The following is an 18,514-nucleotide window of genomic DNA, read 5'->3' as shown; positions in this document are numbered from 1 at the left end:
GCGCCTAACCCCGGACGCGACACCGAACGGTGCGCATCAGGGAGAGGAATCGATGGCGCGGATGACCCCGGCCGAGATGGCGCGCGTGTTGGGCTCCGGCCTGCTGTCCTTCCCGGTCACGCATTTCCGCGACGATCTCGGCTTCGACGAGACCGCCTATCGGGACAATCTCGGGCGGCTGGCCGACTACAAGGTCTCGGGCTTGTTCGCGGCCGGCGGCACCGGCGAGTTCTTCTCGCTGACGCCCGCCGAGATCGACCGGGTCCTGCGCGCCGCCGTCGCGGAGACCCGCGGCCGCACGCCGGTCATCGCCCCCGCCGGCCAGGGCACCGCCCTGGCGGTCGAGATGGCCCGGGCCGCCGAGGCCGCCGGCGCGGACGGGATCCTGCTGCTGCCGCCCTACCTCGTCGGCTCCGAGCAGGCCGGTCTCGCCGCCCATATCGAGGCGGTCTGCCGCGCGACCTCTCTCGGGATCATCGTCTACAACCGCGCCAACGCCCAGCTCAACGAGCAGACGCTCGCCGGCCTGTGCGAGCGCTGCCCGAACCTCGTCGGCTTCAAGGACGGCGTCGGCGATGTCGAGCTGATGACCCGGATCTACGCCGCTTTGGGCGACCGCCTGACCTATGTCGGCGGCCTGCCCACCGCCGAGACCTTCGCGCTGCCGTATCTGGAGATGGGCGTCACCACCTACTCCTCGGCGATCTTCAACTTCCTGCCCGAATGGGCGCTGTCCTTCTACGACAGCGTGCGCCGCCGGGACCGCGACGCCGTCTACCGGGAGCTGCGCGACTTCGTCCTCCCCTACATCGCGATCCGCAACCGCAAGCGCGGCTACGCGGTCTCGATCGTCAAGGCGGGGATGAGCGCCGTCGGCCGCCACGCCGGCCCGGTCCGGCCGCCGCTGACCGAATTGGACGCGGCGGAGCGCGCCGAGCTGACGGCGCTGATCGGCGACCGCCGCTGAGCCCCCACGAGACGACCAACGACAGACCCGCCGAGCCAACGGCGGCCACGACCCGCCCCCTGGATCAACCGGGCGGCGACGAGCCAGGGAGAACGTCCATGAGTGCCAGTTCGAGCGGCGCGGCGAGCACCCTGCTCGACGCCGCCGATGCGGGTCGCCGCACCCGCGTCCGCCTGCTGATCGTCGCGATGCTGTTCGCCGCCACCACGATCAACTACGCCGACCGCGCGACCATCTCGATCGCCGGACCCGACATGGCCAAGGAACTCGGCCTGTCCCCGGTCCAGATGGGCTACGTCTTCTCGGCCTTCGCGTGGTCCTACGTTCTGGCCCAGATTCCGGGCGGCTGGCTCCTCGACCGCTACAGCGTCAAATGGGTCTACGCCGCCGCCGTCGCCCTCTGGTCCGGCTTCACCCTGGTCCAGGGAGCCGTCGGCTTCTTCTCCGGCCTCACCGCCGTGGTGCTGCTGTTCGCCCTGCGGCTCGCCGTCGGCCTCACCGAGGCGCCGGTCTTCCCCGCCAATGCCCGGATCGTCGCCGCGTGGTTCCCGACCCGGGAGCGCGGCATGGCCTCGGCGTTCTTCAACTCGGCGCAGTACTTCGCCACGGTGCTGTTCACGCCGCTGATGGCGTGGATCGTCCACAATTTCGGCTGGCACCACGTCTTCACCAGCATGGGCCTGCTCGGCCTCGCCTTCGCGGTGGTGTGGCTGCGCGTCGTCGACAGCCCGAAGAACCACCCGTCCATGAATCAGGCGGAGCGGGACTACATCGAGGCCGGTGGCGCGCTGCTCGACATGGACGGGCAGAGCCGGACCAGGCAGGGCGATGCCGGCCGGACGCTGCGCCAGCTGCTCGCCAACCGCATGCTGCTCGGCATCTATATCGGCCAGTACTGCATCACCGTGCTGACCTACTTCTTCCTGACGTGGTTCCCGGTCTACCTCGTCAAGGAGCGCGGCCTGTCGATCCTCCAGGCCGGCTTCGCCGCGGTGCTGCCGGCGCTCTGCGGCTTCATCGGCGGCATCCTCGGGGGCGTGATCTCCGACCTGCTCCTGCGCCGCGGCTTCTCCCTGACGGCGGCCCGCAAGATCCCGATCGTCGGCGGCATGCTGCTGTCGATGAGCATCATCGGCTGCAACTACGTCCAGGCGGATGCCCTCGTGGTCGGGCTGATGGCGCTCGCCTTCTTCGGCAAAGGCATCGGCGCGCTCGGCTGGGCGGTCGTCGCCGACACCTCCCCGCGGGAGAGCGGCGGCCTTTCGGGCGGCCTGTTCAACACCTTCGGCAACACCGCCGGCATCACCACGCCGATCGCCATCGGCTACATCGTCCAGAGCACGGGCTCGTTCAACGGCGCCCTGGTCTTCGTGGGCCTGAACGCCCTCGTCGCCTGCTTCTGTTACCTCGTGGTGGTCGGCGAGATCCGCCGCGTCGAGCTGAAGGCCCACTGACCCGCGGGCCGGACCGGCCCCGTTCCGAACCCGCCCCGCGCCCGGCTCAGGCCGGCCGGGGATCTTCGAGGAGGACGCCATGCCGAACGACAGCCGTCATGCCGCGCGCAACACGCCCACCGTGACCGAGATGAAGGTTGTGCCGGTCGCCGGCCACGACAGCATGCTCCTCAACCTCTCGGGCGCGCACGGCCCGTACTTCACCCGCAACCTCGTGATCCTCACGGACTCCACCGGCGCCACCGGCCTCGGCGAAGTCCCCGGCGGCGAGGGCATCCGCAAGACCCTGGAGGATGCCCGGGACCTCGTGGTCGGGCAGCCGCTCGGCGCCTGGAACGCGGTGCTGAACGCCATGCGGACGCGCTTCGCGGACCGCGATTCCGGCGGGCGCGGGCTGCAGACCTTCGACCTGCGCATCACCATCCACGCGGTGACGGCGGTCGAATCCGCCTTCCTCGACCTGCTCGGCCAGTACCTCGACGTGCCGGTGGCCGCCCTCCTGGGCGAGGGCCAGCAGCGCGACGCCGTCGAGATGCTGGGCTACCTGTTCTACGTCGGCGACCGCACCCGCACCGATCTCGATTATCGCGCGCCGACCGCCCGCGACGGCTGGTTCCGCCTGCGCGACGAGGAGGCGCTGACGCCGGAGGCCGTCGCCCGGCTCGCCGAGGCCGCCTACGACCGGTACGGCTTCAACGATTTCAAGCTGAAGGGCGGAGTGCTGCGGGGCGAGGATGAGATCGCCGCCGTCACCGCGATCCACGCGCGCTTCCCCAAGGCGCGGGTGACGCTGGACCCGAACGGCGCGTGGTCCCTCGACGAGGCGATCCGCCTCTGCAAGGGCCAGGGCCACGTCCTGGCCTACGCGGAGGATCCCTGCGGCGCCGAGGGCGGGTTCTCGGGCCGCGAGATCATGGCCGAGTTCCGCCGCGCCACCGGCCTGCCCACCGCCACCAACATGATCGCCACCGACTGGCGGCAGATGAACCACGCGATCCAGCTCGGCGCCGTCGACATCCCGCTCGCCGACCCGCATTTCTGGACGCTCGCCGGCTCGGTCCGGGTGGCCCAGCTGTGCCGCGACCATGGCCTGACCTGGGGCTCGCACTCGAACAACCATTTCGACGTGTCGCTCGCCATGTTCACCCACGTGGCCGCGGCGGCCCCGGGCAACGTCACGGCGATCGACACCCACTGGATCTGGCAGGACGGCGAGCGCCTGACCAAGGAGCCGCTGGCGATCCGCGGCGGCCTCGTGCGGGTGCCGGAGCGGCCGGGCCTCGGCATCGAGCTCGACATGGCGGCGGTGGAGGAGGCGCACGCCCTCTACCGCGACCACGGCCTCGGCGCCCGCGACGACGCGGCCGCCATGCAGTTCCTGATCCCAGGCTGGAGCTTCGACAACAAGAAGCCCTGCCTGGTCCGCTGAAGCCCGGCCCGGGCCCGCGCCGTCAGACGCGCGAGCTCGGGCGGTAGAACGGCTCGTGCCGCGACGGGTCGATGTAATCGGCGTAGAAGCGCCGCGCGTGGGGCAGCAGCGCCTTCGAGAGCTGGCGCCGCTCGACCTCGTCGTCCGACAGCGCCCGCGACAGGTCGTCGTGGAGCGCCTTCAGGGCGGCATCCTTGTCGACCCGGGTGAAGCGGCCGTCGGCGTAGAGCACCTCGCCCTCGCACAGCACCGTGGTCACGCCGCCGGTCTTGGCCCGCTGGATCACGGCGTCGAGGAGCGGCGTCTCCGGGTCGAGATACGGGTAGGCGATCTGGTCCCAGTCGATCAGGACGAGGTCGGCGCCCTTGCCGACCTCGATCGTGCCCAGGCTATCGCCATAGGGCGTGGTGCGGGCACCGCCGACGGTCGCCATGCGCAGCACCTGCGCCATGCTCGGCACGTCGGCCTCGTCCATGCCGGGCACCCGGTGGGCGCGGAGCACGAGGCGCATCTCCTGGAGCATGTCGCGGTCGTCGTTGATGCCGGCCTCGTCGAGGCCGATCGCCGTGTTGATCCCCTTCGCCTCGAACCGGTTGAGCGCCGCCACGCCGGAGCGCAGCCGGAAGTTCGACGAACAATTGTGGCAGATGCAGGTGCCGGTCGCCGCGACCCGCTCGATGTCGGATTCGTTCAGCCAGACCCCGTGGCCGAGGGTCAGGCGCGGACCGAGCATGCCGAACCGATCGAGATACTCGACGGCGGTGCCGCCGCCGCGCTTCTCCGCATAGGCCTTCTGGTAGGCGGTCTCGACGAGGTGCATGTGCATCGGCACGTCGTAGGATTCGGACAGGCCGGCGATCCCTTCGAGGGCCGCGTCGGAGCACCAGTGGAGGTTGGCGGGCGCGAGCTGGATCTTGGACCGCGACGCCCCGGCCTGTCCGGCATGCAGGCTGCGGAACAGGGAGAAGTTGTCCTCCAGGGACATCTGGAAGCGCTCGAACCAGCGCTTCATCGGGTCCTGCAGCGGCGCCGGCAGGCTCGCCACGAAATCCAAGTCGGCCTGATAGACGAGGCGGTTCTGGTCGCGGACCGCGAAGCAGTACGAAACCCGCATGCCGATGTCGCGATAGGCGCGCAGCACCTCGTTGGAGCGCGCCTCGACCTCCTCCAGGCTGCCGGGCATCCAGCCGTGGATATGCTGGACCGTGGTGATCCCGGAGCCGACCATCTCGAAGGCCGAGTACAGGGTGTCGAGGTAGAGGTTCAGGTTGCGCGCCACCATGCGGGTGACGAACCACAGTTCCAGCGGCATGTCGGGGGAGCCGAGCTGCACCGGCGTGAGGCCGACATGGTGGTGGCCGTTGACGAAGCCCGGCAGCAGGATCTCGCGGCCGGAGCCGATCACGGGGGCGTCGGGGTAGCGGGCATGCAGGTCCGTGTAGGTGCCGACCGCCTCGATCACGCCGTCCTTCTGCAGGACCGCGCCGTCGGCGATCTCCTCCCAACGGTCGTGATCGAGGGTACGGGTGATCATCCGCCGGCTGCGGATCAGCGATGTGGCCATGGTCGTGTCCGTGTTGGGGAGGGGGTCAGACGAGCGCTTCCTGCTCGGCGAAGGCCCGGTCGACCTCGTCGCGCAGAAGCTCGGTGAGGTGCCGCCGCATCGCCTCGGCCTCGGGGGAGAACGGGTCGCGCGGGCGGGGCAGGTCGTTGCGGACGATGGTCTTGATCCGCCCGGGCCGGGCCGTGAACACCACCACCCGGTCGGCGAGCGCCACCGCCTCGTCGATGTGGTGGGTCACGAACAGCACCGAGGCGCCGCTGTCGCGCCAGACGTCGAGCAGAAAGTCCTGCATCTTCTGGCGGGTCTGGACGTCGAGCGCCGCGAAGGGCTCGTCCATCAGCAGGACCTTGGGACGCATGGCGAGCGCCCGGGCCACGGCCACGCGCTGGCGCATGCCGCCGGACAATTCGTCCGGCCGCTTGTCGAAGGCCTCGGCGAGGCCGACCCGCTGGAGGGCGGCCCGCGCGATACTCCGGCGCTCGACCTCCGGCACGCCTTTCAGCGACAGGCCGAAGCTGACGTTCTGCCAGACGCTGAGCCAGGGCAGCAGCGAGGTCTCCTGGAAGATCAGGCTGCGCTCCGGCGACGGGCCGGTGACGGCCTCGCCGAAGGCCAGGAGCGCGCCCCCGGAGGCGGGTTCGAGCCCGGCGATCAGGTAGAGCAGCGTGCTCTTCCCGCAGCCCGAGGGGCCGAGAAACACCACGAACTCGCCGGGCCGCACGGTGAGGTCGATGTCGCGCAGGGCCTCGTGGGCGCGAGCGGTGCCGGCCGCCCAGACCTTGGCGACGCCCCGGCAGGAGACGGCGTCCTGGGATGCGGGATCAGAGGCCAAGGGAGGACCCCGCGTCGCGCGGCAGCCAGTAGAGCATCCGCCGCTGGACCAGCCGGAACAGCAGGTCGAAGGCGAAGCCCAGGAGGCCGATCAGCGTGATGGTGAAGAAGACGAGCGACGGGTTGAAGGTGTTGCGCGCCAGCATGATCACCTGGCCGAGCCCGTAGCCGACGCCGGTCGCTTCGGCGACGAGCACCACCATCCAGGCGCCGAACAGGTTGAGGCGCAAAACCGCGAGCAGCCCCGGCAGGATCGCCGGCACGATCACCCGCGCGTAGATCTGGCGCTTCGTCGCCCCCATGGTCCGGGCGACGTTGATGTAGTTCCGGTTGACCCCGTCGATCTGGTGGATGGTCGAGAGGACCATCGTGAAGAACAGGGCGATGAACACCATGAAGATCGCCGGGGCGTTGCCGATCCCGAACATGAAGATCGCCACCGGCAGCCACGCGATCGGCGAGACCGGGGCCAGCAGCGTGATGGTCGGCAGGGTCAGCCGCTCGAACAGCACGACGTAGCGGATCGCCACGCCGACGAGGATCGACAGGGTCGCGGCCAGGGCGAGGCCCGCCAGAACCCGGCCCGTGGAGGCGAGCACGGTGATCAGCACCGCCATGGCGGGGCTCGGGCCGGCATTCATCCCGGTGCCGATCTGCCAGCGTTGCGCGGTGTTGAAGAAGCGCGCCTGCTCGGCGAGGTTGCCGAGGAAGATGTGCGGCGGCGGCAGGAGCTTGGCGTCGGCGATGCCGAGCGCCCAGAGCAGCTCCCAGAGGCCGGCGAAGCAGCCGACCGAGACCAGCATCCAGCCGGTCCGTTGCAGGAGCGGGACGAGCCCGTCGGGCAGCGCGAGGCGCTGACCGAAGGGCACGCGCGGCCGGATGTGCGGGACGGCGGCGCGGGCGAGATCGACGGCCATCCGCTCAGGCCGACTTCAGCTTGAGCTTGCCGTAGAGATCCGGGTTCTCGGCAATGACCTGCTCCAGCAGGGTCCAGTCGATCGCGTCGCGGCCGGGCTTCTTCTTGATGTAGCCCATCTCGGCGACGGAATCGGTCCGGTCGAGGATGAACTGCGTCTGGTTGCGGGCGTCCACCACCGAGGGCTGCCGGCCCATGGCGAGCTGGGCGTTGCTCATCGAGGTCTTGTAGTAGGAGCCGACGAGCTTGTTCAGGGCGGCCTGGGGATCGCCCTCGGCCAGGGCCTGGGCCTTCATCATGCCCTTGATCAGCGCCTTCACGGCGGCCGGGTTCTTGGCGATCAGCTCATTGCGGACCGCCAGCACGCAGTCGGTGTAGCCCTTGCCGTAGATGTCGGTGCCGTCGGAGAGCTTCACGGCGCCCTTCACGTCGGTGAGGAGCGCGGTGCCGTAGGGCTCGATGGTCGAGATGATGTCCAGCGCCCCGGCGCGGAACGCCTCCACGGCCTCCGGGGTCGAGCCCATGTAGCGGACCGTGATGTCCTTGAAGGCGACGCCGTTCTTCTTCAGCCAGTCGTAGGGCAGCACCTCCAGCGTATCGAGCTGGAAGGTGCCGAGCGTCTTGCCCTTGAGCTTCTCCGGGCTGTCGAGGCCGGGCTGGGCGACCAGCACGCAGCCCTCGATGCCGCCGCCGGCCACGATCTTCACGGGGGCCCCCGCGTCGTAGAGCGCCATGAAGCTCGTGTAGGGCATCACGCCGGCATCGACCTGCCCCATGCCGAGGAATGTGACCTGATCCGAGAAGGTCGGCGTGTTGACGAAGTCGATGGTCAGGCCGTCATCCTTGGCGAGCTGCATCGCCTCGGCGAGGAAGAAGTTCAGGTTGCAGAAGCCGGTGCCGTGGGTCGCGCGGATGCCGGTGGCCGCCGCGGCCGGGCCGGTCAGGCCCGGACCCACCGCCAGGGTCAGCGCGGCGGCGGTCCCGCCGAGGAAGCGCCTGCGGCTGGGCTTGAACCGCGTGAAATCCGGGACGCGATAATCGCCGTGACGGTCGCACATATCGACTCTCCTCAGAGGGCGGATCGTGCGATCCGCCGGACGGCGCGTGCCGGTGCTGAAACGGAGGGATCGGAGCTCGGGACAGGCTCAAGGCAGTCGCGGAGATCCGGTCGCCCGGCACCTCACCACATCGACGGCACGCCAACCTCTAGCCGCCGCCGGGGCGACGCTGCGCTGGTGAAGACGAACCAAGAAGCGTGCCAGATGCAGGGACCGACCGTATTGGCGGCGCGCCTTGCCCGTCGCCGCTGTCGAAGAACTGCACCGCCGTCATTGCGAGCGGAGCGAAGCAATCCAGCAGCGCCAGGCCTCCGAACGTCGCGCTGCCCTGGGTCACTTCGCTGCGCTCGTGATGACGGACACCGTCTTCGCGCCGTGATTCGACCGGTCCGACGCCCGCGAAAGCAGCTGAATGCCGCCGGCGTATTCAGCCGGGGTCTTTGGACAGTGCCGGACCGGCCTCAGCCGCGCGCGGAGCGCTCTGCCCATTCCCGGCGCAGGATGGCGTACTGCATCGTGTTCTCGAGGATCGGGTTGCCCTGATCGTCGTCCACGAAGGTGACGAACTCGCGGAACAGGCCCTCGAGGCGCATTCCCAGCGTCGCGCACAGGCGGTGCGAGGCGGCGTTGTCCTCCTCGACATAGGCGTAGAGGCGCCGCGCCTGCCGCTCGCAGAACAGGTGCCCGAACAGAGCGGCCGCGGCCTCATGGGCGTAGCCCGCGCCGCCATACGCGGCGTTGAAGTTCCAGCCGACCGAGAAGGTGTCGGGCGGTTCGGGGAGGCAGAACAGGTCGCCGATCAGCCGGCCGCACGCGGTCAGGCACACGGCCACGTGCTCGTCGTCGCTGGCGCGCCGCCCGGCCTCCGCCTCCGCGTCCGCCGGCGTATCGAGGCGGCTGCTCAGGAAGCAGCGTGCCCGCGGCCGGTGCAGGTAGGCGAACAGGTCGGCGGCGTCGTCCGGCCTGAAGCGCCGCAGGATGAGGCGGTCGGTCCGGATGGCGATCATCGGGCTCCCGGTCGGCGCCGCCCTACGCGGCCACGAGGTTGAAGGTGCGGTCGGCCGGCGCGAGGCTCACCCGCCGCCCCCAGTCGAAGGCGACGAAATCCTGCTCGATCCCGTCCGAGAACACCACGCCGCCCTCGTTCATCCGCGACACCACCGTGAGGGGCGATCCGGCGAACTTGCCGCCGCGCAGGTCGGTGCCGGTGGCGACGCTCGGGAACGGCTCGCGCACCCAGTAGCCGAAGGCCGCCTCCTCGATGCCCACCTCAACGGTGAGGTGCGTCGCCTCGCTGATCGAGCGCGCCCAGCCGGTCAGGCCGGTGCCCGAGGCCACGATCAGCCCGCTCGACGAGTGGTCCTCCACCCGCGCCCCGTCGTCGATGCGGTAGCGCGCCGATTGGTGGCTGCGGTGGCCGACGAAGATCTCGTTCAGGGCGAGCAGCCGCTCGCCGCCGTCGAAGGTCGCCTGCACCATGGTGCGCCGCTGCAGGGGCGCGGCGCCGGCCGCGCTGGCGGGCAGCAGGGCACGCAGGGCCTCGACCCGGGCCCGGGCCAGCACGCCGTCGTAGAGGTCGGGCGCCGGGTTGACGCCGACCACCGGCTGACCGTCGAGGTATTTGGCGACGTTGGCCACGAGCCCGTCCTGCCCCACGGCCACGACCACGTCCTCGGGGGCGAAGAGGAAGCGGTCGAGGTCGGGGCGCCGCACCAGGGCCTGCCGCCAGTCCAGGGGCACGGCGGACCGCGCCTCGGCGAGCACGGCCTGGAACTGGGCGTGGCGCGCCTCGACCTCCGCGAGCGTCTGGCCCCGGCTCTCCAGGAAGAACCGGACCTGGCCGCGGGTCGCGTGCCGGGCGATGAGCAGCTCGTAATCCGTGTCGCGGATCACGAAGACGACGCGGGGGGTGATGGCCGGCATGGGGGGCCTCCTCAGCGCGGCGCGAGCCGCGCGGGCAATGCGCCGCGGAACTCGCCGAGAACGGCCGCCAGCAGGTCGGGCGTGACGTTGACGTGCTCGATGGTCTCCAGCTTGCCGGCGAGTTCCCGGGCCGCCAGACCCAGCAGGACGGCGGGCGGCATGTCCCGGTAGATTGCGGCGCGGCGCTGCTCCGCCTCGGCCCGGGCCCCCTCGACGAGCCGGATCCGCTCGGCCTCCGCGGCGGCCTCCAGGCCGCGGGCCTCCGCGACGCCGGCGGCGCGGTCGCGGGCGTTCTCGGCTTCTTGCGCGATCAGCACGGTCTCGCGCCGGGCCAGCTCGGTCTTGGTCGCGAGCTCGTTCTCCGCGATGGCGCGCTCCTTCTCGACCGCTAGGGCGCGCCGGGCGAAGGTCGCCTCGTCGGCCTTCTGCTGCAGGGCCTCGAAGGTCGGCGTCTGCAGGGCGCGCTCCAGCTCGCTCGTCGGCGCGAGGTTGGTGAGCCGCACCGCCACGGCCGCGATGCCGATCTCGGCCAGTGCCGGGGCGGCGAAGAGCACCCGTTCCAGAACGGCGCGCAGCGGCTCTGGCCCCGCGTCGAGGAGGGCGCCGATCGGGCTCGCCCCGAGATATTGCAGCACCGCCTGGCCGGCGATGCCGCCGAGGCGCGCCTCGATCCGCTCGATCGGCTCGCCCTGCAGGCGCCCGGTGCGGAGGTCGATCGAGAAGTCGACCCGGCTCGCCAGCAGCTCGGGATCGACGACGTGCCAGCCGATCGTCCCCTGGACCACGACGGTCTGGAAGTCCCGGCTGCGGCCGCGGACGAACAGGGTCATCTCGCGGTCGTCCACCGGCACCTCGCTGATGCTGGCGGTCTCGGGCCGGAACCAGAAGACCAGCCCCCGCCCGCTCTGCCGGACCCGGCCGTTGCGGAAGCGGATGATGTGGCTGCTCGCCTCGCTCCGGAGCTGGGCGATCACACCGATGTTGCGGACCGTGGCCATGATGGTCTCCTCAAAACTGACCCGACCTGTCGAAGCGGAAGAGTTCGGCGGGGCGGAACGCCGTCCCGGCCTCGCGGGCGCCCGTCGGCGCGATCCAGCCCCGGTCGCGCATGCGGCGGCGGAAGGCGGATTTGTTGAGGGGCGCGCCGCGGATCGCCGCGTGCACGTCCTGGAGCTGGCGGAGGGTGAAGTGCTCCGGGAGCAGCGCGAAGCCGACATCCGTGTAGTCGAGCTTGCCGCGCAGCCGCTTCACGGCGAGCGCCAGGATGTCGGCGTGGTCGAAGGCGAGGGCGAGGGGGGCGCCGTCCTCCGTGACGGCCGAGACCGGGCCGCCGGCCTCGCCCGCCCAGGGCACGACCAGCGTCGCCGCCGTCAGCGCGGCGCCGCCCGCCAGGGCCTCGGCGAAGGCCGCCTCCGGCAGCAGCGCCAGGTAGGCGACCGAGACGATGCGCATCCGCGGATCCCGGTCCACGGCACCGAAGGTGTAGAGCTGCTCGAGCCGCGCCCGCCCGATCCCGGCCTTGTCGCGCAGGACGCGCTCCGCGGCGGCGTCGAGGGTTTCGGCGATGCCCACGAACCCGCCCGGCAGGGCCCAGAGGCCCGCCTGCGGCTGCTGGCTCCGCCGCAGCAGGAGAGCGGCGAGCCGCCCCGCCCGGATCCCCAGCAGGACGAGATCCACCGCCAGGGCGGGCCGCTCGTAGGCCGTAGGATCGTAGCCTGCCAGGAACTCGGATTCGGTCATCGCTCAATTTATACTCAGGTTGAGCATAACTAAGACGCAGGTTGCGCATATGTCAAGGCGGCGGCGGATCCGTCAGGACGCGCCGCCGGGCGCACAGCTCCGCACCGGCTCCGCACAGATCCGCCGCGGCGCGGCCGGCGGGTGCGGGCCGAGCCTGTAAAAGGGCGAAGCTTCTCGTGGCGGCAGAGGGGCGGGCGCGGGAGCTTCAGCGGCGAGCCGGCCTCGATCCGCCGGCGCAGGAGGTTTCCCCGATGCCGTTCTTCGCTCCTCGATCCGCGGTCGAGCCCCCCCGCAACGCCGCGTTGTCACCGCTCTTCCTCGCGCTGCTGGCGCTCCTCGTCATGCTCGCCTCGGCCCACGCGGCGCCGGGACCGGCGCGGGGCGGCCTGATGCTGCGCGGGCCGGCCGGCACCGCGCCGGTCGAGGCCGTCCAGCTCGCCACCGACATCAGCGTCGATGTCAGCGGCCCGACCGCCCGGGCCACCGTCACCCAGGCCTTCCGCAACACCTTGGCGGAGTGGGTCGAGGGCACCTACGTGTACCCCCTGCCGGAGGACGCGGCCGTCGACGGGATGAAGCTCGTCGTCGGCAACCGCGTGATCGTGGCCGACATCCGCGAGCGGGCGGCGGCCAAACGCGCCTACGAGGCCGCGAAGGCGGCCGGGCAGTCGGCGGCCCTGACCGCGCAGGAGCGGCCCAACATCTTCACCAACGCGGTCGCCAATATCGGCCCCGGCGAGACGGTGGTGGTCCAGATCACCTATCAGCAGACGATCCCCGTCTCCGGCGAGACGCGGACGCTGCGCCTGCCGCTGGTGGTGGCGCCCCGCTACACTCCCGCCCCCGCCGCGGTGGACGCGGTCTCCCTCGACGGCGTGGCCGAGGCGGCCCGCGACCCGGTTCCGGATCGCGCCCGGATCAGCCCGCCGGTGCTCGACCCGGCCCTGTCCCCGCCGACCAACCCGGTCGCCGTCACCGTGCGGCTCCAGGCGGGCTTCGCCGTCGGCGCCGTCCGCAGCGCTACCCACGCGATCCGCGTGACCGAGACCGGCCCGGAGGCGCGCACCGTCACGCTGGCCGACGGCGTCGTGCCGGCCGACCGCGACCTCGAGCTGACCTGGGAGCCCGCTCCGAGCCGGGTGCCCGGCCTCGGCCTGTTCCGCGAGACCGTGGCCGGCCGAACCTACCTGCTGGCCGCCGTGAACCCGCCGGCGCTCGAGGCAGACGCGGCCACCCGGCCGGCGCGCGACGTCACCTTCGTGATCGACAATTCCGGCTCGATGTCCGGCGCCTCGATGCGGCAGGCCAAGGCCGGGCTGCTGGCCGGCCTCGCGCGTCTGACGCCGCAGGACCGCTTCAACGTCATCCGCTTCGACGACACCTGGGACGCGCTGCATCCCGAGCCGGTCCCGGCGACGAGGGCGGCCCTGGCGGAAGCCGAGCGCTTCGTCGCCGCCCTGGAGGCCCGCGGCGGCACCGAGATGCTGGCGCCGCTCAAGGCGGCCCTGGCCGATCCCCATCCGGACGACGGGCGCGTGCGCCAGGTCGTGTTCCTCACCGACGGGGCCGTCGGCGACGAGGAGCGGATCTTCGCGGCGATCCACGCCAATCTCGGGCGCACGCGCCTGTTCATGGTCGGCATCGGCTCGGCGCCCAACGGCCACCTGATGCGCCACGCCGCCGAGATCGGCCGCGGCAGCTTCACGGAGATCCGCGACCTCGCCCTGGTCGGCGAACGGACCCGCGCGCTCTACGAGAAGCTGGAATCCCCCGCCGTCACCGACCTGACCGCGACCTTCTCGGTCCCGGGCGTCGCCGTCACGCCGGGCGCGCTGCCCGACCTGTATCGCGGCGAGCCGCTGGTCTTCGCCGCGCAGCTGCCGGAGGCGGCCGAGGGGATCGCCCACGGGACCGTGACCGTCTCGGGCCGGGTGGGCGGCCGGACCTGGACCCGGACCCTGCCCCTCGCCGCGGCCGGCACGGGCGCCGGCATCTCCAAGGTCTGGGCGCGCTCCCGGATCGGCGAGACCGAGACCGCGCGGATTACCGGACGCCTCGGCGCGGAGGCGGCCGACGCCACCATCCTGGCGCTGGCCCTGGAGCACGGCCTGACGACGCGGCTGACCAGCCTCGTGGCCATCGACGCCACGCCCCGCCGGGCGCCGGGCACGCCGCTGGTCGCCGCCGACCTGCCGCTGAACCTGCCGGCGGGCTGGGACTTCGCCAAGGTGTTCGGCACGGACCGGAGCGGCGAAGCGCCCGCCGACGACAAGGCCGCCCGGATCGTGCCGATCCATGCCGGCGAGGCGGGCGTCGACCTCCCGCAGACCGGGGCCGGGATCCTGGCGCAGCTCGGCCTGGGCCTGCTTCTCGCCCTCCTGGGTCTCCTGCTGGGCGCTGGCCTGCAGCGGCGCGGCGTCCGGCTGATCGGGGACGCGCGATGAGCCGCTCTCCGGTATCCGGACTGGGGAGGGCCCTCGCGGCCCTCCTCACCCTCGGGGGGCTCGGGTTGGCGGCGCAGGCCGCCTGGATCCCCGCCAAGGCCGCCCTGGCGCAGGTTCTGCTGGAGCGCGCCTTCGCCCGCACGCTGGCCGAGGGGCACCCCGCCAAGCCCTGGCCCTGGGCCGACACCGAGCCGGTCGCCCGGCTCACGGTCGCGGGCCGCAGCTTCGTGGTGCTGCGGGGCGGGAGCGGCCAGGCCCTGGCCTTCGGCCCGGGCCACCTGGACGGGACGCCGGAGGCCGGCGCGCCCGGCACCGCAATCTTCGCCGCCCACCGCGACACGCAGTTCGCGGTGCTGGGGCGCCTCGGGCCCGGCGATCCCGTCACGGTGACGGGCCGCGACGGCCGGACCCGCCATTTCCGCGTCACCGGCACGCGGGTGGCGCGGTGGGACGCCTCGGGCATCGACCCGCAGGCGGCCGGCCGGCATCTCGACCTCGTCACCTGCTGGCCCCTGGAGGCGCTTCGGGCCGGACCGCTCCGGCTGATCGTCGAGACGGAGCTGGCGTCGGAGGCGGGTCGTTCCTGACGGGCCGCCGTGGATGGCCAGCTTGGCCGCGCTTGCGCAATTGTGCGGTTTCGTGCGGATCTGTCCGGATCAAGCCCGCGCGAGCCGTGCCTGTGAGCGAGATCGAACTGTCCGAGGCGCAGAGCCGCGCCATTGCCCAGACCGTGCGCGAGGCGCTGGCCCGCCGGCGCATCTCCCGGCAGACGCTGGCCGAGGAGGCCCGGATCAGCATTTCGACCCTGGAGAAGGCGCTCGCCGGCCGCCGGCCCTTCACCCTGGCGACGACGATCCGGCTGGAGGAGGCCCTGGGCCAATCCCTCCGCCAGGAACCGGGGCGACCGGCTCCGGAGACGGCCCGTCACGCGCCCGACGAACTCGGCTCCTACTCCCGGGAAAGCGTGGCCTGGATCGAGGGCCGCTATCTCACCCTGCGGCCCTCCTTCGGGACGGCCGGGGCGATCTTCGCCTACCGCACCGAGATCGCCTGGGACGCGGAATCGGCCCGCCTCGTGTTCCGCGAGGCCGAGCGGCTCGACGCCCCCTTCGCGCAATCCGGCAGCGTCGCCGTGCCGAGCCAGTCGGGCATGATCTATCTGGTGACCAACTGGCACGGGCAGCATCGCCTGGCGGTCCTGTGCCGCCCGAACATCCAGGGCGAGATGTACGGGGTCCTGACGACGCTCCATGCGGGGCGCGGCACCCAGCTGACCCCCGCCGCGGCGCCCCTGGCGCTGCTTCCGGAGCAGGCCGGCGCGTTCGGCTACGGGCGCATCGGACCCGAGGAGCCGGGCTTCGCACCGTACCGCGCCTATCTCGCCCGCGTGCACGAGGACGGCTACGCCACCTTCTTCACGGGTGTCGCCTGACGGGGCCGGGCGCGATGCGGATGGGCCGGCGCCCCTGGCCGTGATGGGCCGGTCGACACAGCAGCCGACGCGTTCGGCCGACCGCGCGTTGCGCCGGCTGCGGACAGGAGGCGTCCCGCGCCGGGTCGGCCCCCCTCGCGTAGGCGCCGGCCGGCCGAAGACCCTGCGCCCGTTCGGGTGCCCGTCGAAGCCTCGGTCCTTGGAGAGGGCCGCTCCGTGAGCAGACCCTCTCCGGACCCGGCGGGCAGCCGGGTTGAGGCCGCGCTACTGGGCCGCGATGTTGTAGGCGAGCGCCGACGAGGCGAGGGAGGCCCCCCACACGCAGAGCGTCGTGCTCGTTCCCATGGTCGGCACCGCGATCAGCGCGCCGACGCTGGCCACGGCGAGGCCGATCGCTGCCCCGTACAGTGCGTCGTCGCTCACGCCGCCGGCGACACGATCGATCTCTTCATCCGTCAATTCGCGGATCTCTGGCACATTCTTCATCATCGCGACCTTTCGATATCGATGGTTGAATGCCGAATTATCGATCGGCGTCGCGCAGGCAGCCCCAAAGCGTTCGAGAGATCAAATCGTATAGAAGCACTATAGCCTGCGTCCGGGCGAGGTCCTATCGCCGGTGCCGTCCTGCCCTGGGCTCCGGAGCCGCGACGGCAGAGATGAAGACCTGCCGCTTCGATCGCGACGACTGCGCCGCGATCACCGAGGCGAGTCGGCATCCGGTGGGGCTCCGAGCCCGCGTCCGGAGCGCGCCGACGCTCGCCCATGCTCCGATGCTGCGGGCGTCCGGCCTTGCGATGGCGTTGGTGATCACATCGCGGCGTCGAGGCTGAGCAACCGTCGATCAACGCACCGGGTCGACGGGGCGTCGAGGCATGCGCGAGGCGGGCTCGTCGATCGACGGCATGGGATCGATGCCCAGGAGGGCTGCGAGATCCTGCCCGGCATTCGGCTCCAGCAGGTCGGCGAGGGTATGTCGGTCGAGGACCGCGAGGAACGCGGCGAGCGCTTCGTTCAAGACACCCTTGAGGCGGCACGCGGGCGTGATCGCACAGGCCGCACCGGCGAAGCAGGGGACCAGCGCCAGATCCTCCTCCATGGCCCGCACGACGTCTCCGACGCGGATTTGGTCCGCAGGCCGGCCCAGAAGCAAGCCGCCGCCCCGGCCACGCGTCGTCCGGATCAATCCCAGGCGGCCCAGCTGATGCACCACCTTCACCAAGTGATGCTCGGAGATCCCGTAGGCCGCCGCGACGCCGGCTATGGAGCCCTGCCGGGGGCCCAGCGAGCCGAGATAGATCAGAGTGCGCAGGCCGTAATCGGTGAAGCGGGTCAGCCGCATGTCAACTCCGTAACAGCCCTTAAGGTGCATGACGATTGCACCTTTAAAAATGGGCCGTCATAAGGTGCATGTAATATGCATCTTGAGGACCGCCATGCCTGCCCCGCTGAGTCCCCCCACCGTCGCCCTCATCAAAGCCACGATTCCCGCCCTGGAGGCGCGAGGCTTGGACATCACGCGGCGCATGTACGAGCGCCTGTTCGAGAACGCCGAGATGCGCGACCTCTTCAACCAGTCGCACCATGGGGCAGCGGGCTCGCAGCCGAAGGCCCTCGCGCAAGCCGTGCTGGCCTATGCTCGTAACATCGACAATCTGAGCGTTCTCGGCGGGGCGGTGGAGCGCATCGCGCAGAAGCATGTCGCGCTCAACATCCTCCCCGAGCACTATCCGCATGTCGCGGATGCGCTGCTCGGCGCGATCGGCGACATTCTGGGCGATGCGGCGACGTCCGAGATCTGCGCGGCCTGGGGAGACGCGTACTGGCTCCTGGCGGAGATCCTGATCGGGCGCGAGGCGGCCATCTACCGCGACCACGCTGCAAAGCCTGGAGGCTGGACCGGCTGGCGCGCGTTCCAGATCGAGAGCGTGACCCAGGAGAGCGAGACGATCCGCTCCTTCGTGCTGGCGCCGGTCGATGGGGGGCCCGTGCTGCGCCACCAGCCCGGTCAATACCTGGGCTTCCTCTTCGACCTGCCAGGCCAGGGCGTTCTGAAACGCAATTACTCGGTCTCGTGTGCCCCGAACGACCGCGTCTACCGCATCACCGTCAAGCGCGAGAACGCGCCCGGTGCGCCGGCCGGTGTCGTCTCGAACTGGCTGCACGACGCGGCCGGCATCGGCACGATCATGCGCGTGGCACCGCCGGCGGGCGACTTCTTCCTCGACCGGTCGACGAACGGCCCCGTGGTCTTGGTCAGCGGCGGCGTCGGACTGACGCCGATGGTGAGCATGCTGGCCGCCATCGCGGATGAGATGCCCGAGCGCCCGACTTGGTATGTCCACGGAGCTCTCAACGGCCGTGTCCATGCGCTGCGGGACGCGACGGCCGCCGCAGCCTCGGGGCGCGCGCATATCCGCGTCCGGACCTTCTACGCCCAGCCGGACGCCCAGGACCGGCGTGGTGAGCATTACGACGAGGCGGGTCTCATCACGGCGGATTGGCTCGTGGCGAATACGCCGCAGGCCGAAGCGGTCTACTACCTCTGCGGTCCCAAGCCGTTTCTGGCCGCGCTCGTCAACGGCCTGCAGCGCCACGGCGTCCCGGCCGAACGGGTCCGCTTCGAATTCTTCGGGCCGGCGGACGAATTGCTGGAGGACGAGGTGCGGCGCGTCGCCTGATCGTGGCGCCACGGCCGGGTGTCGGCGGCGCCGCGAACGGCGCTGCCGCCTCCCGTGATCGCGCGTGCGGGCGCC

Annotated in this window: 17 protein-coding genes; 7 read left to right on the top strand and 10 right to left on the bottom strand. The window is 71.4% G+C overall.

The features are described 5' to 3' along the window. Positions 1-52: 52 nt before the first annotated feature. The 3 genes from kdgD to gudD all read left to right on the top strand — a co-directional run bounded on the left by kdgD (position 53) and on the right by gudD (position 3,850). Positions 53-967 (top strand): 5-dehydro-4-deoxyglucarate dehydratase, encoded by a 915-nt coding sequence (kdgD, locus tag ABC766_RS13105; protein ID WP_043357019.1) that lies wholly within the window; start codon positions 53-55, stop codon positions 965-967. Positions 968-1,065: 98 nt separating this feature from the next. After that, a complete protein-coding gene (locus ABC766_RS13100; RefSeq protein ID WP_043386722.1) occupies positions 1,066-2,421 on the top strand; it encodes an MFS transporter in 1,356 nt (451 codons plus the stop codon). A 79-nt stretch (positions 2,422-2,500) separates the two neighbouring features. Further along, a complete protein-coding gene (gene gudD, locus ABC766_RS13095; protein ID WP_043357015.1) occupies positions 2,501-3,850 on the top strand; it encodes a glucarate dehydratase in 1,350 nt (449 codons plus the stop codon). A 22-nt stretch (positions 3,851-3,872) separates the two neighbouring features. Here gudD and ABC766_RS13090 read toward each other — a convergent pair whose 3' ends face one another. From ABC766_RS13090 to ABC766_RS13055, 8 genes are all read right to left on the bottom strand, one after another. Then, the gene (locus tag ABC766_RS13090; RefSeq protein ID WP_342141411.1) at positions 3,873-5,414 is read right to left on the bottom strand and encodes an amidohydrolase family protein; all 1,542 of its coding nucleotides are present in this window, start codon (positions 5,412-5,414) and stop codon (positions 3,873-3,875) included. 25 nt (positions 5,415-5,439) lie between these two features. After that, positions 5,440-6,246 carry an ABC transporter ATP-binding protein gene (locus ABC766_RS13085; protein ID WP_179697676.1) on the bottom strand — a complete coding sequence of 269 codons (807 nt, stop codon included), beginning with the start codon at positions 6,244-6,246 and terminating at the stop codon, positions 5,440-5,442. Beyond that, positions 6,236-7,162: an ABC transporter permease gene (locus ABC766_RS13080; RefSeq protein WP_345822435.1), complete on the bottom strand. Its 927-nt coding sequence runs from the start codon at positions 7,160-7,162 to the stop codon at positions 6,236-6,238. The genes ABC766_RS13085 and ABC766_RS13080 overlap by 11 nt, the downstream gene beginning before the upstream one ends. A 4-nt stretch (positions 7,163-7,166) precedes the next feature. Beyond that, the gene (locus ABC766_RS13075; RefSeq protein ID WP_043760248.1) at positions 7,167-8,219 is read right to left on the bottom strand and encodes an ABC transporter substrate-binding protein; all 1,053 of its coding nucleotides are present in this window, start codon (positions 8,217-8,219) and stop codon (positions 7,167-7,169) included. 461 nt (positions 8,220-8,680) lie between these two features. Then, complete coding sequence (locus tag ABC766_RS13070) at positions 8,681-9,226, bottom strand: GNAT family protein (protein ID WP_345822434.1); 546 nt, start codon at positions 9,224-9,226, stop codon at positions 8,681-8,683. 22 nt (positions 9,227-9,248) lie between these two features. Continuing rightward, on the bottom strand, positions 9,249-10,142 hold the full coding sequence (locus tag ABC766_RS13065) for a hypothetical protein (RefSeq protein ID WP_345822433.1): 894 nt from the start codon (positions 10,140-10,142) through the stop codon (positions 9,249-9,251). 11 nt (positions 10,143-10,153) lie between these two features. Continuing rightward, positions 10,154-11,140 carry an SPFH domain-containing protein gene (locus ABC766_RS13060; protein ID WP_043760252.1) on the bottom strand — a complete coding sequence of 329 codons (987 nt, stop codon included), beginning with the start codon at positions 11,138-11,140 and terminating at the stop codon, positions 10,154-10,156. A 10-nt stretch (positions 11,141-11,150) separates the two neighbouring features. Next, positions 11,151-11,882, bottom strand: coding sequence for an NUDIX hydrolase (locus ABC766_RS13055; protein WP_345822432.1), 732 nt, complete (start codon positions 11,880-11,882; stop codon positions 11,151-11,153). A 251-nt stretch (positions 11,883-12,133) separates the two neighbouring features. Here ABC766_RS13055 and ABC766_RS13050 point away from each other — a divergent pair, with 251 nt between their 5' ends. From ABC766_RS13050 to ABC766_RS13040, 3 genes are all read left to right on the top strand, one after another. After that, complete coding sequence (locus tag ABC766_RS13050) at positions 12,134-14,326, top strand: marine proteobacterial sortase target protein (protein ID WP_345822431.1); 2,193 nt, start codon at positions 12,134-12,136, stop codon at positions 14,324-14,326. Beyond that, a complete protein-coding gene (locus tag ABC766_RS13045) occupies positions 14,323-14,913 on the top strand; it encodes a class GN sortase (RefSeq protein WP_043353988.1) in 591 nt (196 codons plus the stop codon). Before ABC766_RS13050 ends, ABC766_RS13045 begins: the two co-directional genes overlap by 4 nt. Positions 14,914-15,005: 92 nt before the next feature. Further along, entirely contained in the window at positions 15,006-15,758 is a 753-nt protein-coding gene (locus ABC766_RS13040; RefSeq protein ID WP_182591223.1) for a helix-turn-helix domain-containing protein, read from the top strand. A 264-nt stretch (positions 15,759-16,022) separates the two neighbouring features. On the opposite strand, the gene ABC766_RS13035 is transcribed toward ABC766_RS13040, so the two are convergent. Then, complete coding sequence (locus tag ABC766_RS13035; protein ID WP_345822430.1) at positions 16,023-16,247, bottom strand: hypothetical protein; 225 nt, start codon at positions 16,245-16,247, stop codon at positions 16,023-16,025. 355 nt (positions 16,248-16,602) lie between these two features. Continuing rightward, the gene (locus tag ABC766_RS13030; RefSeq protein ID WP_075381312.1) at positions 16,603-17,100 is read right to left on the bottom strand and encodes an Rrf2 family transcriptional regulator; all 498 of its coding nucleotides are present in this window, start codon (positions 17,098-17,100) and stop codon (positions 16,603-16,605) included. A gap of 94 nt (positions 17,101-17,194) precedes the next feature. On the opposite strand from ABC766_RS13030, the gene hmpA reads away from it, so the two are divergent. Beyond that, positions 17,195-18,439 carry an NO-inducible flavohemoprotein gene (hmpA, locus tag ABC766_RS13025; RefSeq protein WP_345822429.1) on the top strand — a complete coding sequence of 415 codons (1,245 nt, stop codon included), beginning with the start codon at positions 17,195-17,197 and terminating at the stop codon, positions 18,437-18,439. Positions 18,440-18,514: the final 75 nt, after the last annotated feature.

Origin of the sequence: Methylobacterium fujisawaense, from assembly GCF_039619325.1 — a bacterium.
Taxonomy (GTDB): domain Bacteria; phylum Pseudomonadota; class Alphaproteobacteria; order Rhizobiales; family Beijerinckiaceae; genus Methylobacterium; species Methylobacterium fujisawaense.
The sequence above is the reverse complement of the archived record's forward strand: the minus strand, read 5'-3'. Positions and strand labels throughout refer to the sequence as shown.

Excerpts from the sequence above, each read along its gene's own strand:
- kdgD (WP_043357019.1), top strand. The coding sequence starts at position 53 with ATGGCGCGGATGACCCCGGCCGAGATGGCGCGCGTGTTGGGCTCCGGC.
- ABC766_RS13100 (WP_043386722.1), top strand. The coding sequence starts at position 1,066 with ATGAGTGCCAGTTCGAGCGGCGCGGCGAGCACCCTGCTCGACGCCGCC.
- gudD (WP_043357015.1), top strand. The coding sequence starts at position 2,501 with ATGCCGAACGACAGCCGTCATGCCGCGCGCAACACGCCCACCGTGACC.
- ABC766_RS13090 (WP_342141411.1), bottom strand. The coding sequence starts at position 5,414 with ATGGCCACATCGCTGATCCGCAGCCGGCGGATGATCACCCGTACCCTC.
- ABC766_RS13080 (WP_345822435.1), bottom strand. The coding sequence starts at position 7,162 with ATGGCCGTCGATCTCGCCCGCGCCGCCGTCCCGCACATCCGGCCGCGC.
- ABC766_RS13075 (WP_043760248.1), bottom strand. The coding sequence starts at position 8,219 with ATGTGCGACCGTCACGGCGATTATCGCGTCCCGGATTTCACGCGGTTC.
- ABC766_RS13070 (WP_345822434.1), bottom strand. The coding sequence starts at position 9,226 with ATGATCGCCATCCGGACCGACCGCCTCATCCTGCGGCGCTTCAGGCCG.
- ABC766_RS13065 (WP_345822433.1), bottom strand. The coding sequence starts at position 10,142 with ATGCCGGCCATCACCCCCCGCGTCGTCTTCGTGATCCGCGACACGGAT.
- ABC766_RS13060 (WP_043760252.1), bottom strand. The coding sequence starts at position 11,140 with ATGGCCACGGTCCGCAACATCGGTGTGATCGCCCAGCTCCGGAGCGAG.
- ABC766_RS13055 (WP_345822432.1), bottom strand. The coding sequence starts at position 11,882 with ATGACCGAATCCGAGTTCCTGGCAGGCTACGATCCTACGGCCTACGAG.
- ABC766_RS13050 (WP_345822431.1), top strand. The coding sequence starts at position 12,134 with ATGCCGTTCTTCGCTCCTCGATCCGCGGTCGAGCCCCCCCGCAACGCC.
- ABC766_RS13045 (WP_043353988.1), top strand. The coding sequence starts at position 14,323 with ATGAGCCGCTCTCCGGTATCCGGACTGGGGAGGGCCCTCGCGGCCCTC.
- ABC766_RS13035 (WP_345822430.1), bottom strand. The coding sequence starts at position 16,247 with ATGATGAAGAATGTGCCAGAGATCCGCGAATTGACGGATGAAGAGATC.
- ABC766_RS13030 (WP_075381312.1), bottom strand. The coding sequence starts at position 17,100 with ATGCGGCTGACCCGCTTCACCGATTACGGCCTGCGCACTCTGATCTAT.
- hmpA (WP_345822429.1), top strand. The coding sequence starts at position 17,195 with ATGCCTGCCCCGCTGAGTCCCCCCACCGTCGCCCTCATCAAAGCCACG.